15 protein-coding genes are annotated in these 20,656 nt (G+C 43.1%); 8 read left to right on the top strand and 7 right to left on the bottom strand.

What is annotated here, in order from left to right; translation table 11 throughout:
• Window positions 1-41: 41 nt before the first annotated feature.
• On the top strand, window positions 42-1,343 hold the full coding sequence (locus AAFF35_RS23425) for a DEAD/DEAH box helicase (RefSeq protein WP_342328989.1): 1,302 nt from the start codon (window positions 42-44) through the stop codon (window positions 1,341-1,343).
• A 58-nt stretch (window positions 1,344-1,401) separates the two neighbouring features.
• Here AAFF35_RS23425 and mazG read toward each other — a convergent pair whose 3' ends face one another.
• From mazG to mnmD, 5 genes are all read right to left on the bottom strand, one after another.
• Window positions 1,402-2,208: a nucleoside triphosphate pyrophosphohydrolase gene (gene mazG / locus AAFF35_RS23420; protein WP_342328988.1), complete on the bottom strand. Its 807-nt coding sequence runs from the start codon at window positions 2,206-2,208 to the stop codon at window positions 1,402-1,404.
• A gap of 9 nt (window positions 2,209-2,217) precedes the next feature.
• A complete protein-coding gene (locus AAFF35_RS23415) occupies window positions 2,218-2,430 on the bottom strand; it encodes a hypothetical protein (protein WP_342328987.1) in 213 nt (70 codons plus the stop codon).
• Between the two features lie 88 nt (window positions 2,431-2,518).
• A complete protein-coding gene (locus AAFF35_RS23410; RefSeq protein ID WP_342328986.1) occupies window positions 2,519-3,634 on the bottom strand; it encodes an AI-2E family transporter in 1,116 nt (371 codons plus the stop codon).
• Window positions 3,635-3,755: 121 nt separating this feature from the next.
• Window positions 3,756-4,706 carry an aldo/keto reductase gene (locus AAFF35_RS23405; RefSeq protein WP_342328985.1) on the bottom strand — a complete coding sequence of 317 codons (951 nt, stop codon included), beginning with the start codon at window positions 4,704-4,706 and terminating at the stop codon, window positions 3,756-3,758.
• 161 nt (window positions 4,707-4,867) lie between these two features.
• Window positions 4,868-5,530 (bottom strand): tRNA (5-methylaminomethyl-2-thiouridine)(34)-methyltransferase MnmD, encoded by a 663-nt coding sequence (gene mnmD / locus AAFF35_RS23400; RefSeq protein ID WP_342328984.1) that lies wholly within the window; start codon window positions 5,528-5,530, stop codon window positions 4,868-4,870.
• A gap of 101 nt (window positions 5,531-5,631) precedes the next feature.
• Between mnmD and AAFF35_RS23395 the strand changes: the two genes are divergently transcribed.
• On the top strand, window positions 5,632-5,967 hold the full coding sequence (locus AAFF35_RS23395) for an MmcQ/YjbR family DNA-binding protein (protein WP_342328983.1): 336 nt from the start codon (window positions 5,632-5,634) through the stop codon (window positions 5,965-5,967).
• A 67-nt stretch (window positions 5,968-6,034) separates the two neighbouring features.
• On the opposite strand, the gene AAFF35_RS23390 is transcribed toward AAFF35_RS23395, so the two are convergent.
• Window positions 6,035-8,068, bottom strand: coding sequence for a M13 family metallopeptidase (locus tag AAFF35_RS23390; RefSeq protein ID WP_342328982.1), 2,034 nt, complete (start codon window positions 8,066-8,068; stop codon window positions 6,035-6,037).
• 247 nt (window positions 8,069-8,315) lie between these two features.
• Window positions 8,316-9,212, bottom strand: a complete 897-nt coding sequence (locus AAFF35_RS23385) for a DMT family transporter (protein ID WP_342328981.1) — start codon at window positions 9,210-9,212, stop codon at window positions 8,316-8,318.
• A 198-nt stretch (window positions 9,213-9,410) separates the two neighbouring features.
• Between AAFF35_RS23385 and AAFF35_RS23380 the strand changes: the two genes are divergently transcribed.
• The 6 genes from AAFF35_RS23380 (at window position 9,411) to AAFF35_RS23355 (ending at window position 20,614) form a co-directional block, all read left to right on the top strand.
• Complete coding sequence (locus tag AAFF35_RS23380) at window positions 9,411-9,953, top strand: RNA polymerase sigma-70 factor (RefSeq protein ID WP_342328980.1); 543 nt, start codon at window positions 9,411-9,413, stop codon at window positions 9,951-9,953.
• A 149-nt stretch (window positions 9,954-10,102) separates the two neighbouring features.
• Window positions 10,103-11,647 (top strand): glycoside hydrolase, encoded by a 1,545-nt coding sequence (locus AAFF35_RS23375; protein WP_342328979.1) that lies wholly within the window; start codon window positions 10,103-10,105, stop codon window positions 11,645-11,647.
• A gap of 146 nt (window positions 11,648-11,793) precedes the next feature.
• The gene (locus AAFF35_RS23370; RefSeq protein ID WP_342328978.1) at window positions 11,794-12,702 is read left to right on the top strand and encodes a FecR domain-containing protein; all 909 of its coding nucleotides are present in this window, start codon (window positions 11,794-11,796) and stop codon (window positions 12,700-12,702) included.
• Between the two features lie 174 nt (window positions 12,703-12,876).
• A complete protein-coding gene (locus tag AAFF35_RS23365; protein WP_342328977.1) occupies window positions 12,877-16,299 on the top strand; it encodes a TonB-dependent receptor in 3,423 nt (1,140 codons plus the stop codon).
• A 16-nt stretch (window positions 16,300-16,315) separates the two neighbouring features.
• A complete protein-coding gene (locus AAFF35_RS23360) occupies window positions 16,316-18,115 on the top strand; it encodes a RagB/SusD family nutrient uptake outer membrane protein (RefSeq protein ID WP_342328976.1) in 1,800 nt (599 codons plus the stop codon).
• 90 nt (window positions 18,116-18,205) lie between these two features.
• Window positions 18,206-20,614, top strand: coding sequence for a PQQ-binding-like beta-propeller repeat protein (locus AAFF35_RS23355; RefSeq protein ID WP_342328975.1), 2,409 nt, complete (start codon window positions 18,206-18,208; stop codon window positions 20,612-20,614).
• Window positions 20,615-20,656: the final 42 nt, after the last annotated feature.

Here is a 20,656-nt window from a genome sequence, read left to right as displayed (position 1 = left end):
TATTACGTAAATTTGCAGAATTATATACTAATAAGGAAACTGTGTCATTAGAGAAATTAAAACTAAGCAAGCAACTGGTAACAGCGATGACTGATGCCGGATATATATCTGCAAAAGAGATTCAGGCAAAAACAATGTCAAGAATTCTTGGCGGACAGGATATCATAGCTGTTGCTCCTGAAGGGTCGGGAAAAACAACAAATTATGTGCTTGGGGTTCTAATGCGCTTTAAATATACAGCGGATGAAGCTCCGAAAGTTTTGATCCTTGTTCCCAGTAAGGAAAAGGTATTGGAAGTCATCGCAGAATTCGACAAACTGAACAGAAATAAAAACCTGCGCATCATGGGCCTTTATGGAACTGGTGGGACAGAACAGGATGTGCTGGATCTGGTAGACGGCGTAGATATCGTGGTGGCTTTGCCAACACGTGCACGCGCGATTTACCTGAAACTTGGTTTAAATACGAGTAAACTGCAAATGTTTATTGTGGATGATGCAGAAGTGATTGTAAAACAGGGAATGCAACTTCCGGTTGCTGAACTGGCAAGAAGTGCAGGGAAATGTCAACACCTGATTTTTACGACTGTTGTTCATGAAAAACTAAACAATATGATCGATCAGTTCCTGAACTTTCCAACAACATTGGAAGTGGAAGACCTGGGCGATAGCCAGGCCAATACCCATGAACTGCTTTTGTATCCTGTTCCTAATTTTAAAACAAAAATTAACCTGCTGAACCTCCTTTTGAGAGATGATGAGGTCTTTGATAAAGTAGTGGTATTCGTAAATACCCGTCTGACGGCTCAAAAATTGGGTAAAAGCTTACATTCCGCCAGACCTGGTGCCGTTTCCGTATTGAACCCTTTGTTCTTTGACGAGGAAGGCTTTGATCATATCGAAGATTTCAAGGAAACACCTGAAGCAAGGGTGCTGATCGTTGCAAATGAAGGTACTTCTGGTTTAGACCTGTCCGGAATTCCTTTCCTTTTCCATTTCGAAGTTCCGGAGCAAAAGGAAACTTTCCTGAGCAGAATCGTGAAAACTGATGAGGAAGAAGTGGTGGCCATTACTTTCTCTACAGATATGGAACTGGTAGAAGTGAAAAAGATCGAGCAATCTATCGGAAAGAAACTAACTGTAATGGAATTACCTGAAGATCTGGTGATCGATAAAGTAACAAAAGCTAAAGGTGGCATTGATAAAAGCAGGATCGTTAAGGAGAAGAATGTGGCACCTCAGGGTGGCGGAGCTTACCATGATAAGAAAGAAAGCAATAGCAAAGATTATAACTATGGCATTGGCCAGAAGGCCAAAATGACCATGAAGAAAAAACATGGTTAACAAAAAAATGCCTTCCCAACCGGAAGGCATTTTTTTTATGTGCTATTTTGAGAATATCCTATACTTTCTTTGCTTCATTCCAGTAAACGTCCATTTCGGCAAGGGTCATGTCCTGTAAAGCCTTCCCATTTTCCTTTGCCTTAGCTTCCAGATACTGGAAACGCTTGATGAACTTTTTATTGGTTTTTTCCAGCGCATTTTCCGGATTGATGTTGATGAAACGGGCGTAGTTGATCAGGGAAAAAAGAAGGTCTCCAAATTCTCCTTCCGCCTTTTCTACATCGATTGCCGTATGGTCAACGGTATTGAACTCGTTTTTAAATTCCTGAAGTTCTTCTTCCACCTTTTCCCAAACCTGAGTTTTATCATCCCAGTCAAAGCCAACACCTCTGGCTTTTTCCTGAATACGGCTGGCTTTCACCAAAGAAGGCAAACCAGCAGGTACGCCTGCTAAAACAGATTTATTTCCTTCTTTAAGTTTGATCTGTTCCCAGTTGCGTTTTACATCATTTTCATCCTGTACTTCCACATCTCCATAGATGTGCGGGTGACGGTTGATGAGTTTATCGCAAACCCCATTGAGTACATCGACAATGGTAAAGTCGTTGGTTTCTGAAGCGATTCTGGCATAAAACACAAGGTGCATCATCACATCCCCCAGCTCTTTCTTTACTTCTTCGAGGTCACCCTCAAGAATGGCGTCCGACAATTCATAGGTTTCTTCGATGGTTAAATGACGAAGGCTTTCCATGGTTTGTTTTTTATCCCATGGACAATCTGTGCGAAGGGTATCTAAAACGGTTAATAACCTGAGGAAGGCGGCAGAAGGATCGGCAGCAGTTAAAGGGGCGATGTGGTTGGGCATTTTGACGAATTATTTGATGACGTTAAAGGTAATCATCATTGTGGTTAAAAAAAGAACAATCAGACCGGATAAAAAGATGATGTCGGCTATTTTCTCCAACCGGTCGTTACTTCCCTGTTTCCTTCTCATCGAGAGAAAAGAAAGAAGACAGCTGGTCATAAACAGGATGATTGCCATTGCGGTCGTCTCATCGATCAACGTCACATCCTGCATCTTTGACACCTTGATGGAGGTCAGTACAATGAAACATAAACCCAGCAAATTTGCTGAGGTACTTAATATATGGGGCGACCTGTTTTCACGCATAACCTTATTCCTGTTCTTCTAATTTGATGTTCTTGGTAATCCGGTAAATCTTTCGTTTTTTATGTGGTTTATCCTCACCTCCAAGAAGGACTCCCCATGGTTTCAAAGAATCCACCTTGTCAAAAATGATCTTTAACATCGCGAGGTAGGGGATACAGAGAAACATTCCTGAGATTCCCCAGACCATTTCTCCTACCACAATGCCGATGAAAGCAAATAGCGCATTGATTTTAACCTTTGAACCGACCACCAATGGCATAAGGATATTTCCGTCAACCGCATGTACTGCTGCAAAAGCCACGATCACAAGCAATACTTTCGCCGCCCCTGCCGTAGCAAAGGTGATGAGCACACTGATGAGTAAAGCACTGAAAATACCGATGTAAGGGATGATGTTAAAAATCCCTGCAATTAAGCCCAACAATACGGCATATTTTACGCCCAATGCCCAAAGGACAAGCATCATCATGATGGTCACAATGAGCATCTGTAAAAACAGACCGGTAATGTATTTTTTTATAATGTATTGAATGCGTCTTACAATTTCACCTACCTTTTCTGTATGTTCCTCCTCAAATACGGAGGTCAGAAAGCTGAACAAGACCTTGCGGTAATTGAGCAGGAAAAAGGTGAAAAGCAAAAGGAAAAACAAGAACAAAAGGGATGAGGAGAGGGTCAGTAAAGTCGCACCCAGTACGGTAGCACTGGTAGATAGTGCTTTGGAAGCGCCGTCTTTCACATATTCAATTTGCTTCTGTGCATTTACGCCAAAAGTAGAAGAGATCCAATGTTGCAGTTCATGAAAAGAGGTTTCCCCCTGTTTCTTCAACAGTGGCCAATCCTGCCATAGATCGGTCAGCTGGTTCGCCAGAAAGTAAAGGATTCCGGAAATTACGGCAATCATAATCACCACCGACACGATGGAAGCCATACTCCTTTTGAAGCGCCATTTCTGTTCCAGAAAATTAGCCATAGGCAGCAACAGTACCGCAAGTAAAAAGGAAGTCAGCAATGGAGCAAGCAAAGTCTGACCTAAAATGGCCAGGTATCCAACACAGATGATGGAGAACAGCACCATCGCCAGTTTGGTGGTAAAAGGTTGTGTGGAGAGGTTCTTCATAGGGTTTTTCCAGGTTTTAAATTAAAGGTAATTTACACATAAAGACAAATGCCCTGCCAATTATTATTCGGCAGGGCATTAATATTTTAAATATATTCCTTTTTAAGCAAAGAAGAATGGCTTATTTCCAGTCACTTGCCTGATCTAATATGGCAATATCTTCTATGTTTAATTTTAAAGCAGCGGCTCTTTTCAGGTCTTCCAACTGACTTAAGCTAGTTACGCTGGCAATTGGAGCTGTTACCGAAGGACGGGCAATCAGCCAGGCCAGGGCCACACTTGCGGGAGAAGCATTGTATTGCTCCGAAACTTCATCTAAAGCTTTCAGTATTTTAAATCCTCTTGCATTTAAGTACTGGCTCATTCCGCCGCCCCGCTGACTTTTATTTAAGTCAGCCTCAGAACGGTACTTTCCGCTTAAAAAGCCACTGGCAAGTGCGTAATAGTTGATCACGCCTAGCTGGTATTCTGTGGCCACTTGCTCCAGTTCTTTTTCATATCCTTCCCGGGCGTATAAATTGTATTCTGGCTGGAAGGTCTGATATTTCGGAAGACTGAGCTTTTGCGCGGTCTCCAGGGATTCCTTTAAACGCTCCGCCGAATAATTGGAAGCACCGATCCAACGGATTTTGCCTGCTCTGATCAGCTGATCATAAGCTTCCAGTGTTTCCGCAACCGGAGTAGCAGGGTCATCATAATGCGACTGATAAAGGTCGATATAATCGGTTTTTAATCTTTTAAGGGAGGCATCTACAGCCGCGAGGATATTTTGCTTAGACAGGGATTTCCCATGTCCCATATCGGCACCTACTTTAGTGGCAATGATTACCTGGCTGCGGTTTTTTCTTTCCTGCATCCAGTTGCCGATAATGGTTTCTGATTCTCCTCCGGAGTTTCCGGGTTTCCACTTTGAATATACATCTGCGGTATCTATGAAGTTAAAGCCGGCTTCTGTGAAGCCATCTAATATTTCGAATGATTTAGCCTGATCTATTGTCCAGCCAAAAACATTACCACCAAAGGTGATCGGGTATACAAATAAGTCTGAATTTCCTAATTTTCTTTTTTCCATTGCGTAGCTATATTATGATGTGGAGAACGTACAGAGATCAACAACATCTGGGATGATTTTGTTCCACAATATCTAGCTTCTTACTGGAAAATATAAAGAAATGAAGGAATTAAACATTCCACTGACTTTTCTGCCGGCAGTTTTGAACTCCTATGCTAAAACTACAACTTGGTTCCTCTGAGCATTTCCCTTTTACCAGGTGCCCCAGGAAGTTTTTCAATGCTAAAGCCATTGGCTTTAAGCGCACGTTTTAATTTTCCTGTGATGGCATAAGTGACAAAGGTGCCGCCAGGTTTAAGAAAACTACAGGTATGTGCAATGATTTCATCAGACCACATTTCCGGTTGATGCTGCACAGAAAAGGCGTCAAAGTAAATCAGGTCAAATGCTGCGGCGCTTTGAAACTGATCGAGTGTGGTATGGGGAATGAACAACTGTTGCCCGGGTAAAAGTGCTACAGGAGCCTTTAATGCGGAAAGGTAATTTGTTTCCAGGCTGTTCCATATTTCTTCGGGAACGTATTGGTGGTATCCTGTGGATTGCAATTCTGCGGTTTCCAGAGGGAAAGCTTCTATTCCGGTATAGCGGAGCTGAAGGTTTTCTTCCACCGCATGCGCAAGCGTTAACAGAAAATTAAGACCGGTGCCAAAGCCGATTTCCAGAATGGAAATCTCTTTCCGGCTGGCGGCAACGTGTTTCAGGCCAGCATCAATAAATACATGCTTGCTTTCCTGCAACGCACCATGTTTAGAATGGTAATGTTCCCCAATAGTTTCGTTGTATAAGGTATTCGAGCCGTCGGCAGTAATGGTTATTTTATTCATTTTTACAGATGTGCCGCAAGATAATGTTTTTTAAATTGTAGGAAGGAGGGGGGCTTGCATTTATTCAAAAGGTGATTAGCTTTAGGAATTATTTGCAAATTATGGATATTGAAACATTCAGAGAATATTGTCTGACTTTAAACGGAACTACCGAAGGGATGAAATGGGGACACCTTTGCTTCATGATCGAAGAGAAGATGTTTGTGATCATCTCTTTAGAAGAGGGAAGCTTTTCTATTAAATGTGATCCGGAGGATTTCGATGCGCTGGTTGGCAGGGCAGGAATTCAACAGGCATCTCATATGGCCAAGAGGCAATGGGTAAGGGTGGATGGTTTAGAAGTGATGCCGGATGATGAGCTTAAAAGAAGGATTTCCGAATCAAGGGCACTGGTGCTTGCCAAGCTGAGCAAAAAGCTTCAGGAAAAATATAAATAAACATAAAGGCATCATGAAAATGATGCCTTTATATATAGAAGTCAAGATATCTATGTGCCAATGTGTTTTACCACATCCTGATTCTGTCTTCTGGTTTTTTGTATAATTTATCACCTGGCTGTACATCAAATGCTTTGTACCAGGCATCCATATTTACCGGAGCACCAATGGTTCTGTAAGGACCTGGCGAATGCGGATCAGTTTTGATTAACTGCGCTGCGGTTTCATCCAAAACATTTCCTCTCCATACCTGAGCCCAGGATAAGAAGAAACGCTGATCTGGGGTAAAACCATCGATTTTCTCCTCAGACTGACCTTGTTTGGTTAATTTGAATGCGGTATAAGCTGCATTTAATCCACCAAGATCACCGATATTTTCGCCCATGGTCAGTTTACCGATGACATGGATGGTATCCAATACCGTATAGGCATCAAACTGTTCACCCAATGCCTTGGTCTTGGCTTCAAATTTAACTTTATCTTCCGGTGTCCACCAGTTGCGCAGGTTTCCATCTTTATCATATTGGCTACCTGAATCGTCAAATCCGTGCGACATCTCATGTCCGATCACTGCACCAATACCACCATAATTTACAGCGTCATCAGCGTTAGGGTCAAAGAACGGGAACTGAAGAATTCCGGCAGGGAATACAATCTCATTCATCGTCGGACTGTAATAGGCATTTACCGTTGGTGGAGTCATGCCGAAACGGGTCCGGTCTACCGGCTTGCCCAGTTGATCTACCATTTCATTATAGGCCCATGCACCTGAATTGCGCAGGTTTTGTAAATAGGTCGTGCGGCCAATTGTTAGGCCATCATAGGTTTTCCATTTTTCAGGATAACCGATCTTTGGCACAAAAGCATTCAGTTTTTCCAATGCTTTTCCTTTGGTGACGTCGCTCATCCAGTCCAGACCTTTAATCCGGATTTCAAATGCTTTTCTAAGGTTGCTGATCAGTTCCGTCATGCGTACTTTGGCATCAGGCTTGAAGTATTTAGCCACGTAAAGCTGGCCTAAGAGTTCGCCTATCGTTCCGTCTGTAAGCTGAGACATCCTTTGCCATCTTGGTGTTTGTATTTTTTGTCCGCTTTGTGCCTGTGTAAAGGCAAAGTTTGCATTCACAAAAGGAGAACTTAAGTTAGGTGCGGCAGATTTTAAAATATTCCATTCCAGATAGGTTTTCCAGTCTGAAAGAGAGACCGTTTTCAGCATTCCATCCAGGCTCGTGAAGAACTTAGGAGAGGAAACTAAAATGGTATCTTGCCCTTTTACCTTAAATTTAGGAAGCATGGTACTCCAGTCTAATCCCGGAGTGGTTTTGCTGAACTCAGTAACGGTAAACTTATTATAGGTTTTATGCGGATCGCGCATTTCCACCCTTGCCATTTGTGCTGCTGCGAGTTGCTTTTCAATCGCCATTACAGCGGTTGCTTTTTTCTTTGCTTCCGCGGCGTTATTCCCAGTTAAGGTAAAGAGGGTAGTCATATAGGTTTGGTAGGCTTCCCTGATTTTTACACTCCTGCTGTCGTCCTTTAAATAATAGTCACGGTCGGGCAGGGTTGTTCCTCCTTGTCCAAGTTGCGCCAGGTATTTGTTTACATTTTTTCTGTCCTGTCCGACGTAAAAGCTAAACATAGGTGCAGCAAGACCTGAAGTACGCAGATAAGCGGCATGATCGAGAATACCCGGGATGTCTTTAATCAGTTGTATCTTCGCAAGATCTGCTTTGATAGGCGTATAGCCCAGTTTTTCAATGGTAATGCTATCCATTGCTGCGGTATAGAAATCGCCTACACGTCTTTTAACAGAACCTGCAGGAGCAGATTTGTCGGCGGCTGCATCTTCAACCAGCCCTTTAACGGCATTGATATTGAAATCACGAAGGGCATTAAAACTTCCCCAACGGGTTTCTTTTGCAGGAACGGGATTGTTCTTGATCCAGGTACCACTCGCATATTTATAGAAATCGTCTCCAGGTTTTACGGTAAGATCCATATTTGCAGGATCTATAAATTTTGCAGGAGATTGGGCTTGTGCAGAATAGCTCGCAGCAATAATCCCCAAAGCAGCAAAATAGCTTTTCAGTTTTATATTCATAAGTCAATAAGTTAATAGTATGAAGTGTATTAATCCCTCAATGGGATCAATGTAGGAAATACCATTTAACAAATAATGTTCTTAATGAAAATATTACTTATAGAACCAATAATAGATTTTGGTTAACCCGAGTTTTCTGATGATCACCCCCGTAAATAAAACTAATTTTATCGCTTTCATATCTTGGGTATTTATATCTATTTAACATATTTTAACATATATTATTGTGTTCGACGGAAAATATAGGTTATAATGTTTGCTTTTTTTGTCGCTGGCGCTGCCCGATATAAAGGCCCAAAATCACGAGAATAGTGCCGCAAATGGTGTACCAGGTGATGGCTTCGTCCATTAGCCACCAGGCGTAGAAGAAGCCAAACAGCGGACATAGAAAGAGCCATAAGGAAGCTTTTACCGTATCTAGTTTTAGCAGGTAAAACCAGCAGATGAGGCCAATCACAGAGACGGCCAGGCTGAGCCAGAGCACCGAATACCAGAAGGTCCGGTCGGCATGAAAGGATTGAAAATCAGCAAAAGAACAGGTCAGCGGCAAGAGGAATAATCCACCAAGGGTCACTTGCCATCCATTGATCAACAGGTTCGGTAAGGTCCATTTTATCCGGGCATAATAAACACTGGCAAAAGAGACGATCACCATGCTGAGCAGGAGCAGGCTGATGCCTAAAAAACTGGTGCTTTTATCATGCAGTAAAGGATAAGTGGCAAAGGCTATTCCGGACATTCCCAGGAAAATACTCAATATCTCGGCAGAAGTAGGCCTGCGTCGGATGAGCCAGGAAGAGAACAACACAATCAGCAACGGATTGGTAGATACCGCCAGACTCCCGATCCCAGCCGCAGTAAACTTCATGGCATAGACATATAAGCCCAGGTAAAGGGTCGTATTCAACAATCCAAAGATGGCAAGCTGTTTCCATTCAGTTGCGCTGGGAAGACGGTATATTTTGTTTCTGCTCCATCCATAGCAATACCCCAATAAGACCAGACCGGCGAGGAAGAAGCGGATGTTTGCCAGAATTAAAGGAGGAGCAGACTGTACCCCAAACTTGGTAGCTACAGATGCCGAAGCCCAAAGCATAGAAAATAATATCCCGGTTCCGATGGTTTTTAGGCTGCCTTTTGTCATTTGTTTTTAAACCTAACAATTTTGGGGATTTATCCGGCCATTTAAAATGAAATGATGATGCCGTCAGGTGGTGAAGAAGGACGAGAACTTAATGAAAACTTAACGGTGCCCATGCCGAAGGTATTTTTCTATTCCTTTACTTTTGCAATTAATTTATATATTGGTATCACCAAATAAACCACCTAAGACCAACCTTTATTGAAATCGCTGACAGACCCGGCATTGCTGGCCTTACTGAAACAAGACAATGATGAAGCATTTAATGAAATTTATGCGCGTTATTGGGATGTGGTATATGCCATTGCCTGTAAGAAGCTCAATAACCGGGAGGAGGCAAAAGACGTGGTTCACGACCTGTTTATGGTGATCTGGCTGAAGCGTCATACCCTCAAAATCACGACTACCTTTATCGGATATATTTACATCATCTTAAAAAATAAGCTTACTGATCTTAACCGTCGTCAAACGCTTCGCATCAAACATGATGATGAGCTGTTGAAAGTGAACAACGAAACTGATCATTCTCTGTTTGAGCAATTCGCCTCTAAGGATACGGCACAACACCTGCAACTGGAAATACAAAATATGCCGGTTGGGATGCGTAAAGTATTTCTAATGAGCAGAGAAGAGGAACTGTCTATCAATGAAATTGCCGGGCGACTTTCCATTTCTTCACAAACCGTGAAAAATCAAATCACCAATGCCTTAAAAAGGCTGAAGTCAAAATATCCCTTCCATTAAGTTTCTGTTAAGTCTGGCAAAATGCCCTTTTTGCAATAGTACTCTTCTCCTTCATGTCCGTTATGTATTTCGTAGCCCCGCAAAAAACTATCGGTTTATGCGTAAAAACCATTTAAAAAAATGGGAAAGCTTGAAATATATTTATGTAAATGAAAACCAGTTACTTAACGAAAATCCCCATGAAGTACAAAAACCTGAAAATTGCCCTTTTTGCGATGGCTACCCTTACCATTACAGAAAGCTGTAAGCAGAAATCTACGGAAGATCTGCTGTCGGATGCAACGCGTCTGAAAACAAAAGAAATGTCAGCAGCTGCTGTTGCCGGAAATGCTGATATTACCGTTAACTGGGATCAAACCTATCAGCGAATCGATGGCTTTGGTGCCTTCGGCGGCAGGATTGTTCCTTTTTTTGAATCGCAGAAAAGGGATAGTATTCTGTCCTATCTCTGGGGTGAGAATGGCTTACACCTGAACATGGTGCGTGGCAAAGTACTGCATACTTATGACTTTAACCAACAAACAGGTGTAGTGACGGTTAAGCCGGCAGGGGTAGACATTGATGTGGATGTAAACAGCAGTGCTTATCAGGCCCTTACAGCCGTTCAGAAAGAACATTTAGGGCAATTGTGGATCTTAAAGAAAATCAAAGAAAGGTATCAGGTACCGATTACCTTTGCCAGTACCTGGACGCCGCCATTGTCTATGAAAACCAATCCAAACAGTGAAAGCGGGAAATGGTTTAACGGCTTGAATTTCAATACGAGCTCGAGTGCTTTTGCACGTTACCTTGCTGGCTTTGCGAAGGCCTATCAAAATGAAGGGATTAACTTCTATGCGATCTCACCTTCTAATGAACCGGAGAACGTCTTTTCCGACTGGGATGCTTCTTATTGGAATTCTGCTCACCTTGGAGAATTCATCACCAATAATTTAAGACCGGCATTAAACCAGCAGGGCTTAAGCTCCACCAAAATATTATCTTCTGAAAATGCAGCATGGGGGACCGCAAACACTTTCCTCGGAGGAATGGATAAGAGCAATGTAGATATTCTTGCAGGACATGGTTATGTGGAAATCGGAGAGCTGATCACCGGAAAAAGAGGCTTAAATCAAAATCCGGTAACCTGGAATTACGCAACGGGAAATAAGCCGGTATGGATGACCGAAACTTCTGATGATGGCGGCACTTACGACAATAGCATCGCCGGCGGATTGAAGCTGGCAACAAGCATGCATAAGTTCATGGCAGAATGTAATGTCAATGCTTTTGTGTATTGGTTGGGAATGCTGGCCATCAGAAACAATGAATCGCTAATCTGCACGAACGGAGACGGTTCCCTTGATTTTCCAAAGACCTACGATGTGATGGGACAATTCTCCCGTTATGTACGTGCCGGATATTTCCGCTTCGGGGCAAGCGTTCAAAACAATTCAGAGCTGAAAGTCTCTGCTTATAAAGATCCGGCAACGGGCAAGTTCAGCCTTGTCGTGATCAATCCCGGAACTCAGCAATTGACGACTACTTTGCATTTACAAGGATTTTCTGCAGGCAGCCTGGTCGGTTATCAGACGACAGGAAATAATGCTGCACATTGGCAGCAAGGCAGTCCCATAAACGTGGCTGCTGATGGCAGTTTTACATTGAGCATTCCAGCTCAAAGTGTAACCACTTTTACGGGTCAGAAAAATTAACTGCTGCGGATTAACAGTACAGATCCTTTGAACTGAAATTTATGAATGAAAAATCTCCCGCAGAAAGTAAATCTCCGGGAGATTTTAAAAAAAAGATTATTTCCGCATAGTACCTCTTTGGTCCTCATTCGTTATGTACTTAGTATATGGACGAAAAAGATAAAAAAGACCTTTATAAAGAGTTCGGTATCGATAACCCTGATGAGTTTTTCGAAGGGGAAAACGACCGGGAAGCCATCCGCCAGGAAATTCTGGGTAGGATACAGGCTACAAAAGAAATTCATAACCAACAACGCAGCAAACCTGGCTTAAAGAGAAACCTTAGCATGGCGGCGGCTATCGGACTGATCCTGCTTTCTGCAGCCCTCATGTTGTATTATCAAAATTCAGGACCCCAAAGCAATTACATTACCGTAGTTGTTCCAAAAGGTGAGACCCGGGAAGTGGTTTTACCGGATGGATCTACGGTCTGGCTAAATGCAGCGAGTACCTTAAAATACCCGAAGAAGTTTGGAAAGAAACGGACGGTTTACCTGTTGGATGGAGAAGGTTTCTTTGACGTGATCCATGATGAACATGTGCCTTTCGTGGTGGATGCTTCGGGCATTAAGACGAATGTTCTGGGAACATCTTTCGTCGTGAAATCCTATAAAAAGCTATCTACCATGAGTGTGTCGGTGGTCACAGGAAAGGTCGCAGTAAGCGATGACCGGAAACAATTGAGCGTATTGGTAAAAGATCAGGAGGTGGTTTACCATAAGGACCACCGGAAACCGAACGTAGTAAAAGTGAAAGCTCAGGAAAAGACAGCCTGGAATAGTGGTAAAGTGATCTTAAATGCAGCCAATTTTGAAGACGTCATTCTGGCGGTGGAAAATGCCTTTCAGGTGAAAATAGATTACGACATAGAAAAGTTTAAAAACTGTAGCACTACAATCAACTTTGATACCAGAAAAAGTTTGACAGATGCAATGGAAACCCTAAAAGACATACAAGGAATAACTTATCAAATCAAAGAAAAGGAGGTGCTTATAGTAGGTAACGGATGTAATTAATTGATCATTAGTATAAAAAAATGATCAGTACCTGTTGGAGCAGATACTGATCTGAATGTACAGCATGCGGGCAACTCTTCGAAAAATTTTCCGGATGGCTGTGCTTTGTTTCAAACAATTTTTAAAACGAATAAAAATATGAAAAAAAACATTACTACACTAATTCTTAAGATAATGAAGGTAGGATTAATAGTGTTTGCGACGTTACTGACCTCTGCGGGGACCTTATTAGCAGAAACGGTCTTCAGCCAGAACCTTAAAGATGTTAAAATTAGTGTCAATCTTAAGGGCGAATCTCTGGAAAGGGCGATAGAAAAAATCAGCAAGACGAGCAAAATGGACTTTTCTTATAACAATAATGAGCTGAGAAAAGTGAAAGGGATTGTGCTCGACGTGAGCCATATGCCATTGAATGAGGTACTGATCCAGCTGTTAAAGGGGACGCCTTTTTCTTATAGAGAAGCGGATAAAAATATAGTGATCTTCCGGAAAAGGGATCAGGATGCCGTTCCGGTTTTATCCTGGATCAACGAAGCAATTTTAATAAAAGGGGTCGTTACCGATGAACAGGGAGCGCCGATTCCAGGCGTTTCTGTCCGCATTATGGGAACTCAAAAAAATGTATCAACAGATGTAAATGGAAACTATCAGATTGAAGCGGGTTCGCCTGCCGATGTGCTGGTCTTCTCTTATGTAGGACTAACAGAGCAGAAGGTCGTGATCGGAACAAGAAAGCTGATCAATGTAGTCCTGAAGGACGACGATAAATTTTTGAACGAAGTCGTGGTGGTAGGTTATGGGGTACAAAAGAAAACAAATCTGAGCGGTGCCGTAGATGGGGTGACCAGTAAAGAAATTGAAAACAGACCCTTTTCAAGTGTCGGAGCAGGTTTACAGGGATTGATTCCTAACCTGAACATTAGCGTGACCAGCGGACAGGTGAATAAAGCACCTTCCTTTAACATCCGTGGTTTTACTTCTGTAAATGGAGGAGGACCCTATATCCTGGTAGATAACGTGCCTTTTACTTCTGATGAGCTGATGGCTTTGAATCCTGCAGATATCGAGAGCGTAACGTCGTTGAAAGATGCAGCATCGGCTGCGATATATGGTGCAAGGGGGGCATTTGGAGTGGTATTAATCACGACAAAAAGCGCGAAAAGTGCAGACCTGAAAGTCGGTGTGAATACCTATTATGCCATAAGAAATCTGGGGAAAGTGCCGGCTGTGGTGACCGACCCGTTAGAGGTAATGGAATATAAACATGATGCGGCTTATCCTTTGTATAACCTCTATCCTGATAATGTAAGGGAATATGCGAGACAGCGTTCTCAGGATCCTTCCTTACCCTCAGTGATTATTTCGCCTTCAGATCCCAATGCCTGGATGTATTATGGCAATACGAACTGGATGGATGAAGTGTATAAACCAAGTGCACCGACCTACAGTGCAAATATGAACATCTCCAAGAAAGATGAGAAGCTGAGCTATTATATGTCGTCAGAATATTTCCGGAATGATGGAATGCTTCGCTATGGTAATGATACCTATGATCGTTATAACCTGCGCGCAAAAGCGGATTACAACCTTTCAAAGTGGCTGACGATTGGGAACAATACGTCTTTCATGTCGAGTACTTATGATGGTTCTTCGTATGGTGGAGAGGGATTTTTTCACAATGTGAACAGACAAAGTTCTTTGGATGTGCCGAAAAATCCCGACGGAAGCTGGACTTCTACTGGCGCAGCATTATTGGGCAGATTGCAAAGCGGTGGCCGTTCGGTAACGAGAAGCAATAACTTCCAGACTACTTTCACCGCAAAAGCGAGCCTGGTGAAAGATATATGGGACCTGAAAGCAGATGCGACGATCAGAAGGATCGATACCGCAGGGAAATCTTACGAAATTCCGGTGCCTTATAAAGCAGGTCCGAATGCAGCAATCAGCTATAGTGGTTCAAATCCGGGCTGGGCGCAAAATGACGACAGACATATCAGACACAACATCTATAACATCTATACTGATTTTCATAAAACATTCGATAGCAAACATTATGTACAGGTACTTGCGGGTTTCAACCAGGAATATAGAAACCGTAATGCCGCTTGGGTCAACCGTAAGGGCTTAATCAGCAGTACACTCCCTTCCGTTAACCTCGCTACAGGCGAATTAACGAGTAAGGAGTATATCGAGGATTGGGCAGTAAGGGGTTGGTTTTACCGTTTGAATTATATTTTCGACGATAAATATATCCTGGAACTGAATGGCCGTTACGATGGGACTTCCCGTTTCCCTACAAATGACCGCTGGGGTTTCTTCCCTTCAGCTTCCGTTGGATGGGTGTTGAGCAAAGAGAACTTCTTTAAGCCGGTAGCAGAAAAGTTAGGAATCGACCTGTTGAAATTCCGTGCTTCTTATGGTGCATTGGGGAACCAGGATGTAGGGGCATATTATTATATTCCTGCAATGGGCTCAGGACAGATCAATCAGATTCTGGATGGTAAAAGACCAACAGAGGTGAGACCTCCGGCAGCAGTGGCCGCAAGCCTGACCTGGGAAAGGGTCTCTACGGTTAACTTCGGTGGAGATGTAAGTCTCTTCAGAAACCGTTTAGACCTTAATTTTGATGCCTATACCCGTTATACAGAGGGAATGCTGACTAAAGGCAGAACACTTCCGGGACCATTTGGAACGGTAGAACCTAAAGTAAATTCAGCGGATTTGAAAACCAAAGGATGGGAGTTCAGAATCGGTTGGAAAGATGGTTTCCTATTGGACAATAGCCAGTTCTATTATAACATTGGCTTCAATATGGGGGATAGCAAGACTTTCATTACCAAGTTCGACAATCCGAATGGCCTGTTATCTGATTATTATGTTGGGCGACAAATCGGAGAGATCTGGGGATTAGAGACCGAAGGTTTCTTCCAGTCCAAAGAGGAACTGGCGAGTCATGCTGATCAAAGTGCAGTAGGTGCGGATGATACCGGATATAAATTTGATGTGGGAGATTTGAAATTCAAAGACCTCAACAATGACGGTAAAATTAACAAAGGTAAAAATACACTTGCCGATCACGGAGATCAGAAGATCATCGGAAATGATGAAGCACGATATCGTTATGGAATTGACCTGGGAGCAGGATGGAAAGGTTTTGACCTTCGCTTGTTCTTCCAGGGGGTAGGAAAAAGAGATTGGTATCCAAATGCCAGCAACCATTACTTCTGGGGCGTATATGCACAACCCTGGACAAATGTTCAGGTACACAACCTGGACCACTGGACTCCGGAAAACCCAAATGCTTATTTCCCAAGGGTGAAGGCTTACATTGCCGAAGATGCAACTGAGCTTGGAAATCCGCAGACAAGATACCTTCAGGATGCTTCTTACCTGCGTCTAAAGAACCTTACGGTAGGTTATACCCTTCCTAAATCTTTAACGAGCAAGATGAAGATGGATAAATTGAGAGTGTACTTCAGTGCTGAAAACGTATTTGATGTGTCGCACATCAAAGCGAGATTAGACCCTGAAGGACTGGATGGAAAAATCTATCCTTTCCAGAAAACATTCTCTTTTGGTTTGAACCTTAATTTTTAACGCAAGAAGCATCATCATGAAACTAAGAACAACATATATCCTTGCTTTAGGATTGATTACTATAGGGATGACTGCCTGCAAGAAAGACTTCCTGCAGAGAGATCCGCAAACAGAAATTACAGAAGGCTCATTCTTCCAGTCGCCGGCCGATTTGGAAACCTATAGCAATGGCTTTTACAGGTATCTTTCTCCAAGCTATTCGGACATCAATTCGGATAATATCGCGAACTATAATGCCGATGGGGAAGTAGACCTGCTGGTAAGAGGTGGCTTATCCTCGGCCAATGCCAGTGGTTGGGGCAAAGCAGATTGGGAAGCATTACGGAGGATTAATTTCATGCTGGATCACATCCCTCAGGTAAAGGGCGATCCTGCACTGATCAGACACTTCGTAGGTATTGCACGCTTCTTCCGCGCCAATTTCTATTTTGAAAAAATAAAGAAATACCACAATGTTCCCTGGTTCAGTAAAACGTTAACGGCGGATGATCCGGCCTTAATGAAGGGCCAGGACCCAAGGGCACTGGTGGCGGACTCGGTATTGAGCGATCTGAACTATGCAGCAGAAAATATCAAACCGGATGGCACCAATACCCGCGTTACAAAATGGGCGGCACTGACCTTATTGTCGCGCTTCGCCTTGCATGAAGGTACTTTCAGAAAATATCATGATGAAATTCAGTTGAGCGGCGATTATCAGCGCTTCCTGGATGCGGCAATTGTTGCCTCGGCAAAAATCATGAAAGATGGTGGATTCAGCATCACGAACACGGGAAAAGGAGGATTGGATTATCGGGACTTGTTCGCCAGTGCCAACCTTACCGCAAATAAAGAAGTGATCATGCTGGCAGATTACAGCAAAGAACTGGGACTGGGAAACAACAGCCATACCGTTCTTGATTATACCTGGTCGCTGAGCAGAAATCTTGCAGATACCTATCTGAAAACTGATGGTACGCCTTTCACGTCCAGCCCCGGATATGATACCAAAGTATACACGGAAGTTTTTGCAGACCGTGATCCGAGAATGATGGAAACCATTATCAATCCGGCATTCAGGGGCGCGAGCACATTGGATGAACCTTACCGGATCAAGCCTACATTAGGAGGCTACAACCAGATCAAGTTTTATCCACGTTCTGCAGACCTGCGACAAGGATGGGAACTGAATTATACCGATTTGCCGATCTTCAGGTATGCAGAAGTATTGTTGATCAATGCGGAAGCGAAAGCTGAATCCGGAACCATCGGTCAGGCCGATCTGGACCAAACGGTTAACCTGCTGCGTGCACGTGTAAAAATGCCTTCAATGAATGTAGGTGTTGCATTGGATCCTGTTTTATCGGCTACTTATCCAAATGCAAACGCTTCAAACCGGGCATTGTTACTGGAAATCCGCAGAGAGAGAAGGGTAGAGCTGGCTTGCGAAGGTCGTCGTTTTGATGATTTGATGCGCTGGAAATCAGGTAAGCTGTTTCAGGATAGTCAGCAGGGGATGTATGTTCCCGCATTGGGTGCAATGGATGTGACCGGCGACGGGCAACCGGACATCGCCATCCTGGCTTCTCCAAATGATGAATCTGCAATTGCAGGTTTGCCAGCAGCTGTCAGAGAAAAACTATCTAAGTATTACCTGAAGGATAAGGATGGAAAAGACCAGAATTTCTACCTGAGCAAGGGAACTTCTGGTTTCATCGCCTTTACCCGCGACAGAGATCAGCCAAGGATTTTTATGGAGCCTAAATATTATTACAGACCAATTCCAATTAGTGAAATGGTCGTAAACCCACAGCTGAAACAGGTGTTCGGCTGGTAATGAACGATGAAGAATTAATGCCTTAGTCCAGCAGCAGGTTGAAAGACCTGCTGCTTTTTTTATATTTTAAAACACACACAAATAGAAATAATGAGGTTAATTTTAATGGTCACAATGGCACTGCTGACTTCGGTTGCAGGGGCACAATACAAAGGCAAGGTCTTTGTAGATAAGAACGGAAATAAAATGGCCGATGGCCTGGAAAAAGGGATGGCAGGAGTGGCGGTTTCTGATGGACAGCATGTGGTCCGCACGGATCAGGATGGGAATTTTAACCTGCCTGGACATGCCAAAACAAGGTTTATATTCGTAACTCTCCCTTCGGGATATAAACTTGCGGATAAACATTATATCAAAACCGACGATAAGTTAAAAGTGTATAATTTCGGGTTGTTGCCAGATCCGACCAGTGCGGGCGCTTCCGTAAAAATGCTGCAAATCACCGATACAGAGACTGATAAATACAACGACTGGATTGGTAACTTAAAGAACTTCTCCAAAAAGCAGGACATCAGTTTCATTGTACATACAGGAGATATCTGTTACGAAAAAGGGCTTAATTTTCATGCCAGTCAGGTGACGGCGGAAACGTTAGGTAAACAGGTGTTCTATTGCATCGGAAACCACGATCTGGTAAAAGGTGCCTATGGGGAAGAATTATTTGAAAACCTGTTCGGCCCTGTATATTATTCCTTCGATGCAGGACCTGCACATTTTATCGTTACGCCAATGCGTTCGGGAGATGTTCAGCCTTCCTACACCGTAGATGAGGTGATCAGCTGGATGAAGAATGACCTTGCTGCAACGGATAAAAACAAACCGGTGATCATCTTCAATCATGACCTTCTGACGTATAATGATCAGTTTGTGCTCAAAGGAAGGAACGATTCCATTCCACTGAATGAGCGCAACCTGAAAGCATGGGTATATGGGCACTGGCATAATAACTTTGTCAGAAAGAGCGATAAAACAGGCATTCAGTACATCTCTTCGGCCTCGCCAGGCATGGGGGGAATAGACAACTCTGCCGGACAATTTCTATCCATTGAGATTGATAAGGATGGGGTAAAAGAGATCAAACCGCATTATACTTACCTGCATAAACATTTGGTGGTCAACAGTCCTTCGGGCAAGGATATGGTATGGGTAAAAGACGGCGCATTGCAGATCAATGCGAATATCTACGATAGTGAGACGATGCTGAAATCTGCAAAAAGTATCATCTATGATGAAAAAGGAAATAGACTCAGCACCACAGTTTTGACTGCAAATACGGATTGGAGCTGGTCCGGACAGGTTCCGGTAGCAAAGCTATCGAAAGGGAAATCCCTGACCATTCAGACGGAACTGAGCTTCAACGACGGACAAGAATATATCCAGAAACAGGAATTCAGTTTGCCACTGGGCAGTAATCCAACAACAACATCAACACCAGGCAAGGCGACTCATTTGTCGTTGAAATGGACGAATAACGTTAAAGGAAGCGTATGGAAAGCCAACCCTTTACTTGCAGAAGGAAAATTGTTTACAGCAACAATAGACGATGCGAATAACCTTTTGTGTGGCGTAACAGCATTGGACGCGAAAACAGGAAAAATCGCCTGGCATTTTAAAACCCGGAATTCTGTGAAACATGCAATTTCTTACGATTCAGGATTGATCTTATGTACGGATATGGAAGGCTTTACTTATGCGCTGAAAGCAAGTAATGGAACATTAATCTGGAAAAAGGACTTGGGAATGAAAAACCTTCCTGGTTATGTGTCTGGCGGAATTGCAGAAAAAGGAATCTATTATACAGGCTCCGGAGCTTATTTCCAGGCGCTGGAAGTGGCAACAGGAAAGACCTTATGGACAAACAAAGAATGGACCGGCGGAGAGGGAACCCCGGAAAAGATGACCATCGCAGGAGAGGTCATCATTACCGGAAGCAACTGGCAGAGCTTATTTGCACATGACCGTAAAACAGGAAAACTATTGTGGAAAAGAAGCGACGAAGGACTCCGCTTCAGAAGCAGTACAGGGATCTATAAAGATGGTAAACTGTACATCACGGGATTAAATACCTTATTTATTCTAGATCCTTTAACAGGCAAAAACCTGGATAAGATCGAAGCAGGTTACGAGTTTAAAGTGATGGCTACACCTCTGATTACGGATAAATATATCGTGATGCCTACGGCAAAAAACGGAGTAGTGGCCTACGACCTGACAACCTTAAAAGAAGTATGGAACAGACCTACGGGAAATGCCCTGGTTTATTCTGCTCCCTATACCGGACCGGAATCAGGAACAGTGGAAAGTACGGTTGTAAAACACGGAAATGAATTGTTGTTCGGTGCTTCTGATGGCCATCTTTATGTGGTTAATGAAGATTCAGGTGCGGTATTACAAAAGCTAAATCTCGGTGCCCCTGTCTTTGCAGATCCGGTATTGCAAGGTAAGGACCTCTTTGTAGTTGATTTTGCCGGAAATGTGTATGCTATGAAAATTAATTAACTTATTATTACGATTTCGCTACCACTGAATAGTCTGTAATGA

This window comes from Pedobacter sp. FW305-3-2-15-E-R2A2, assembly GCF_038446955.1.
GTDB lineage: Bacteria > Bacteroidota > Bacteroidia > Sphingobacteriales > Sphingobacteriaceae > Pedobacter.
Note: the sequence above shows the minus strand (reverse complement) of the source record. Positions and strands in the feature narration are given on the sequence as shown.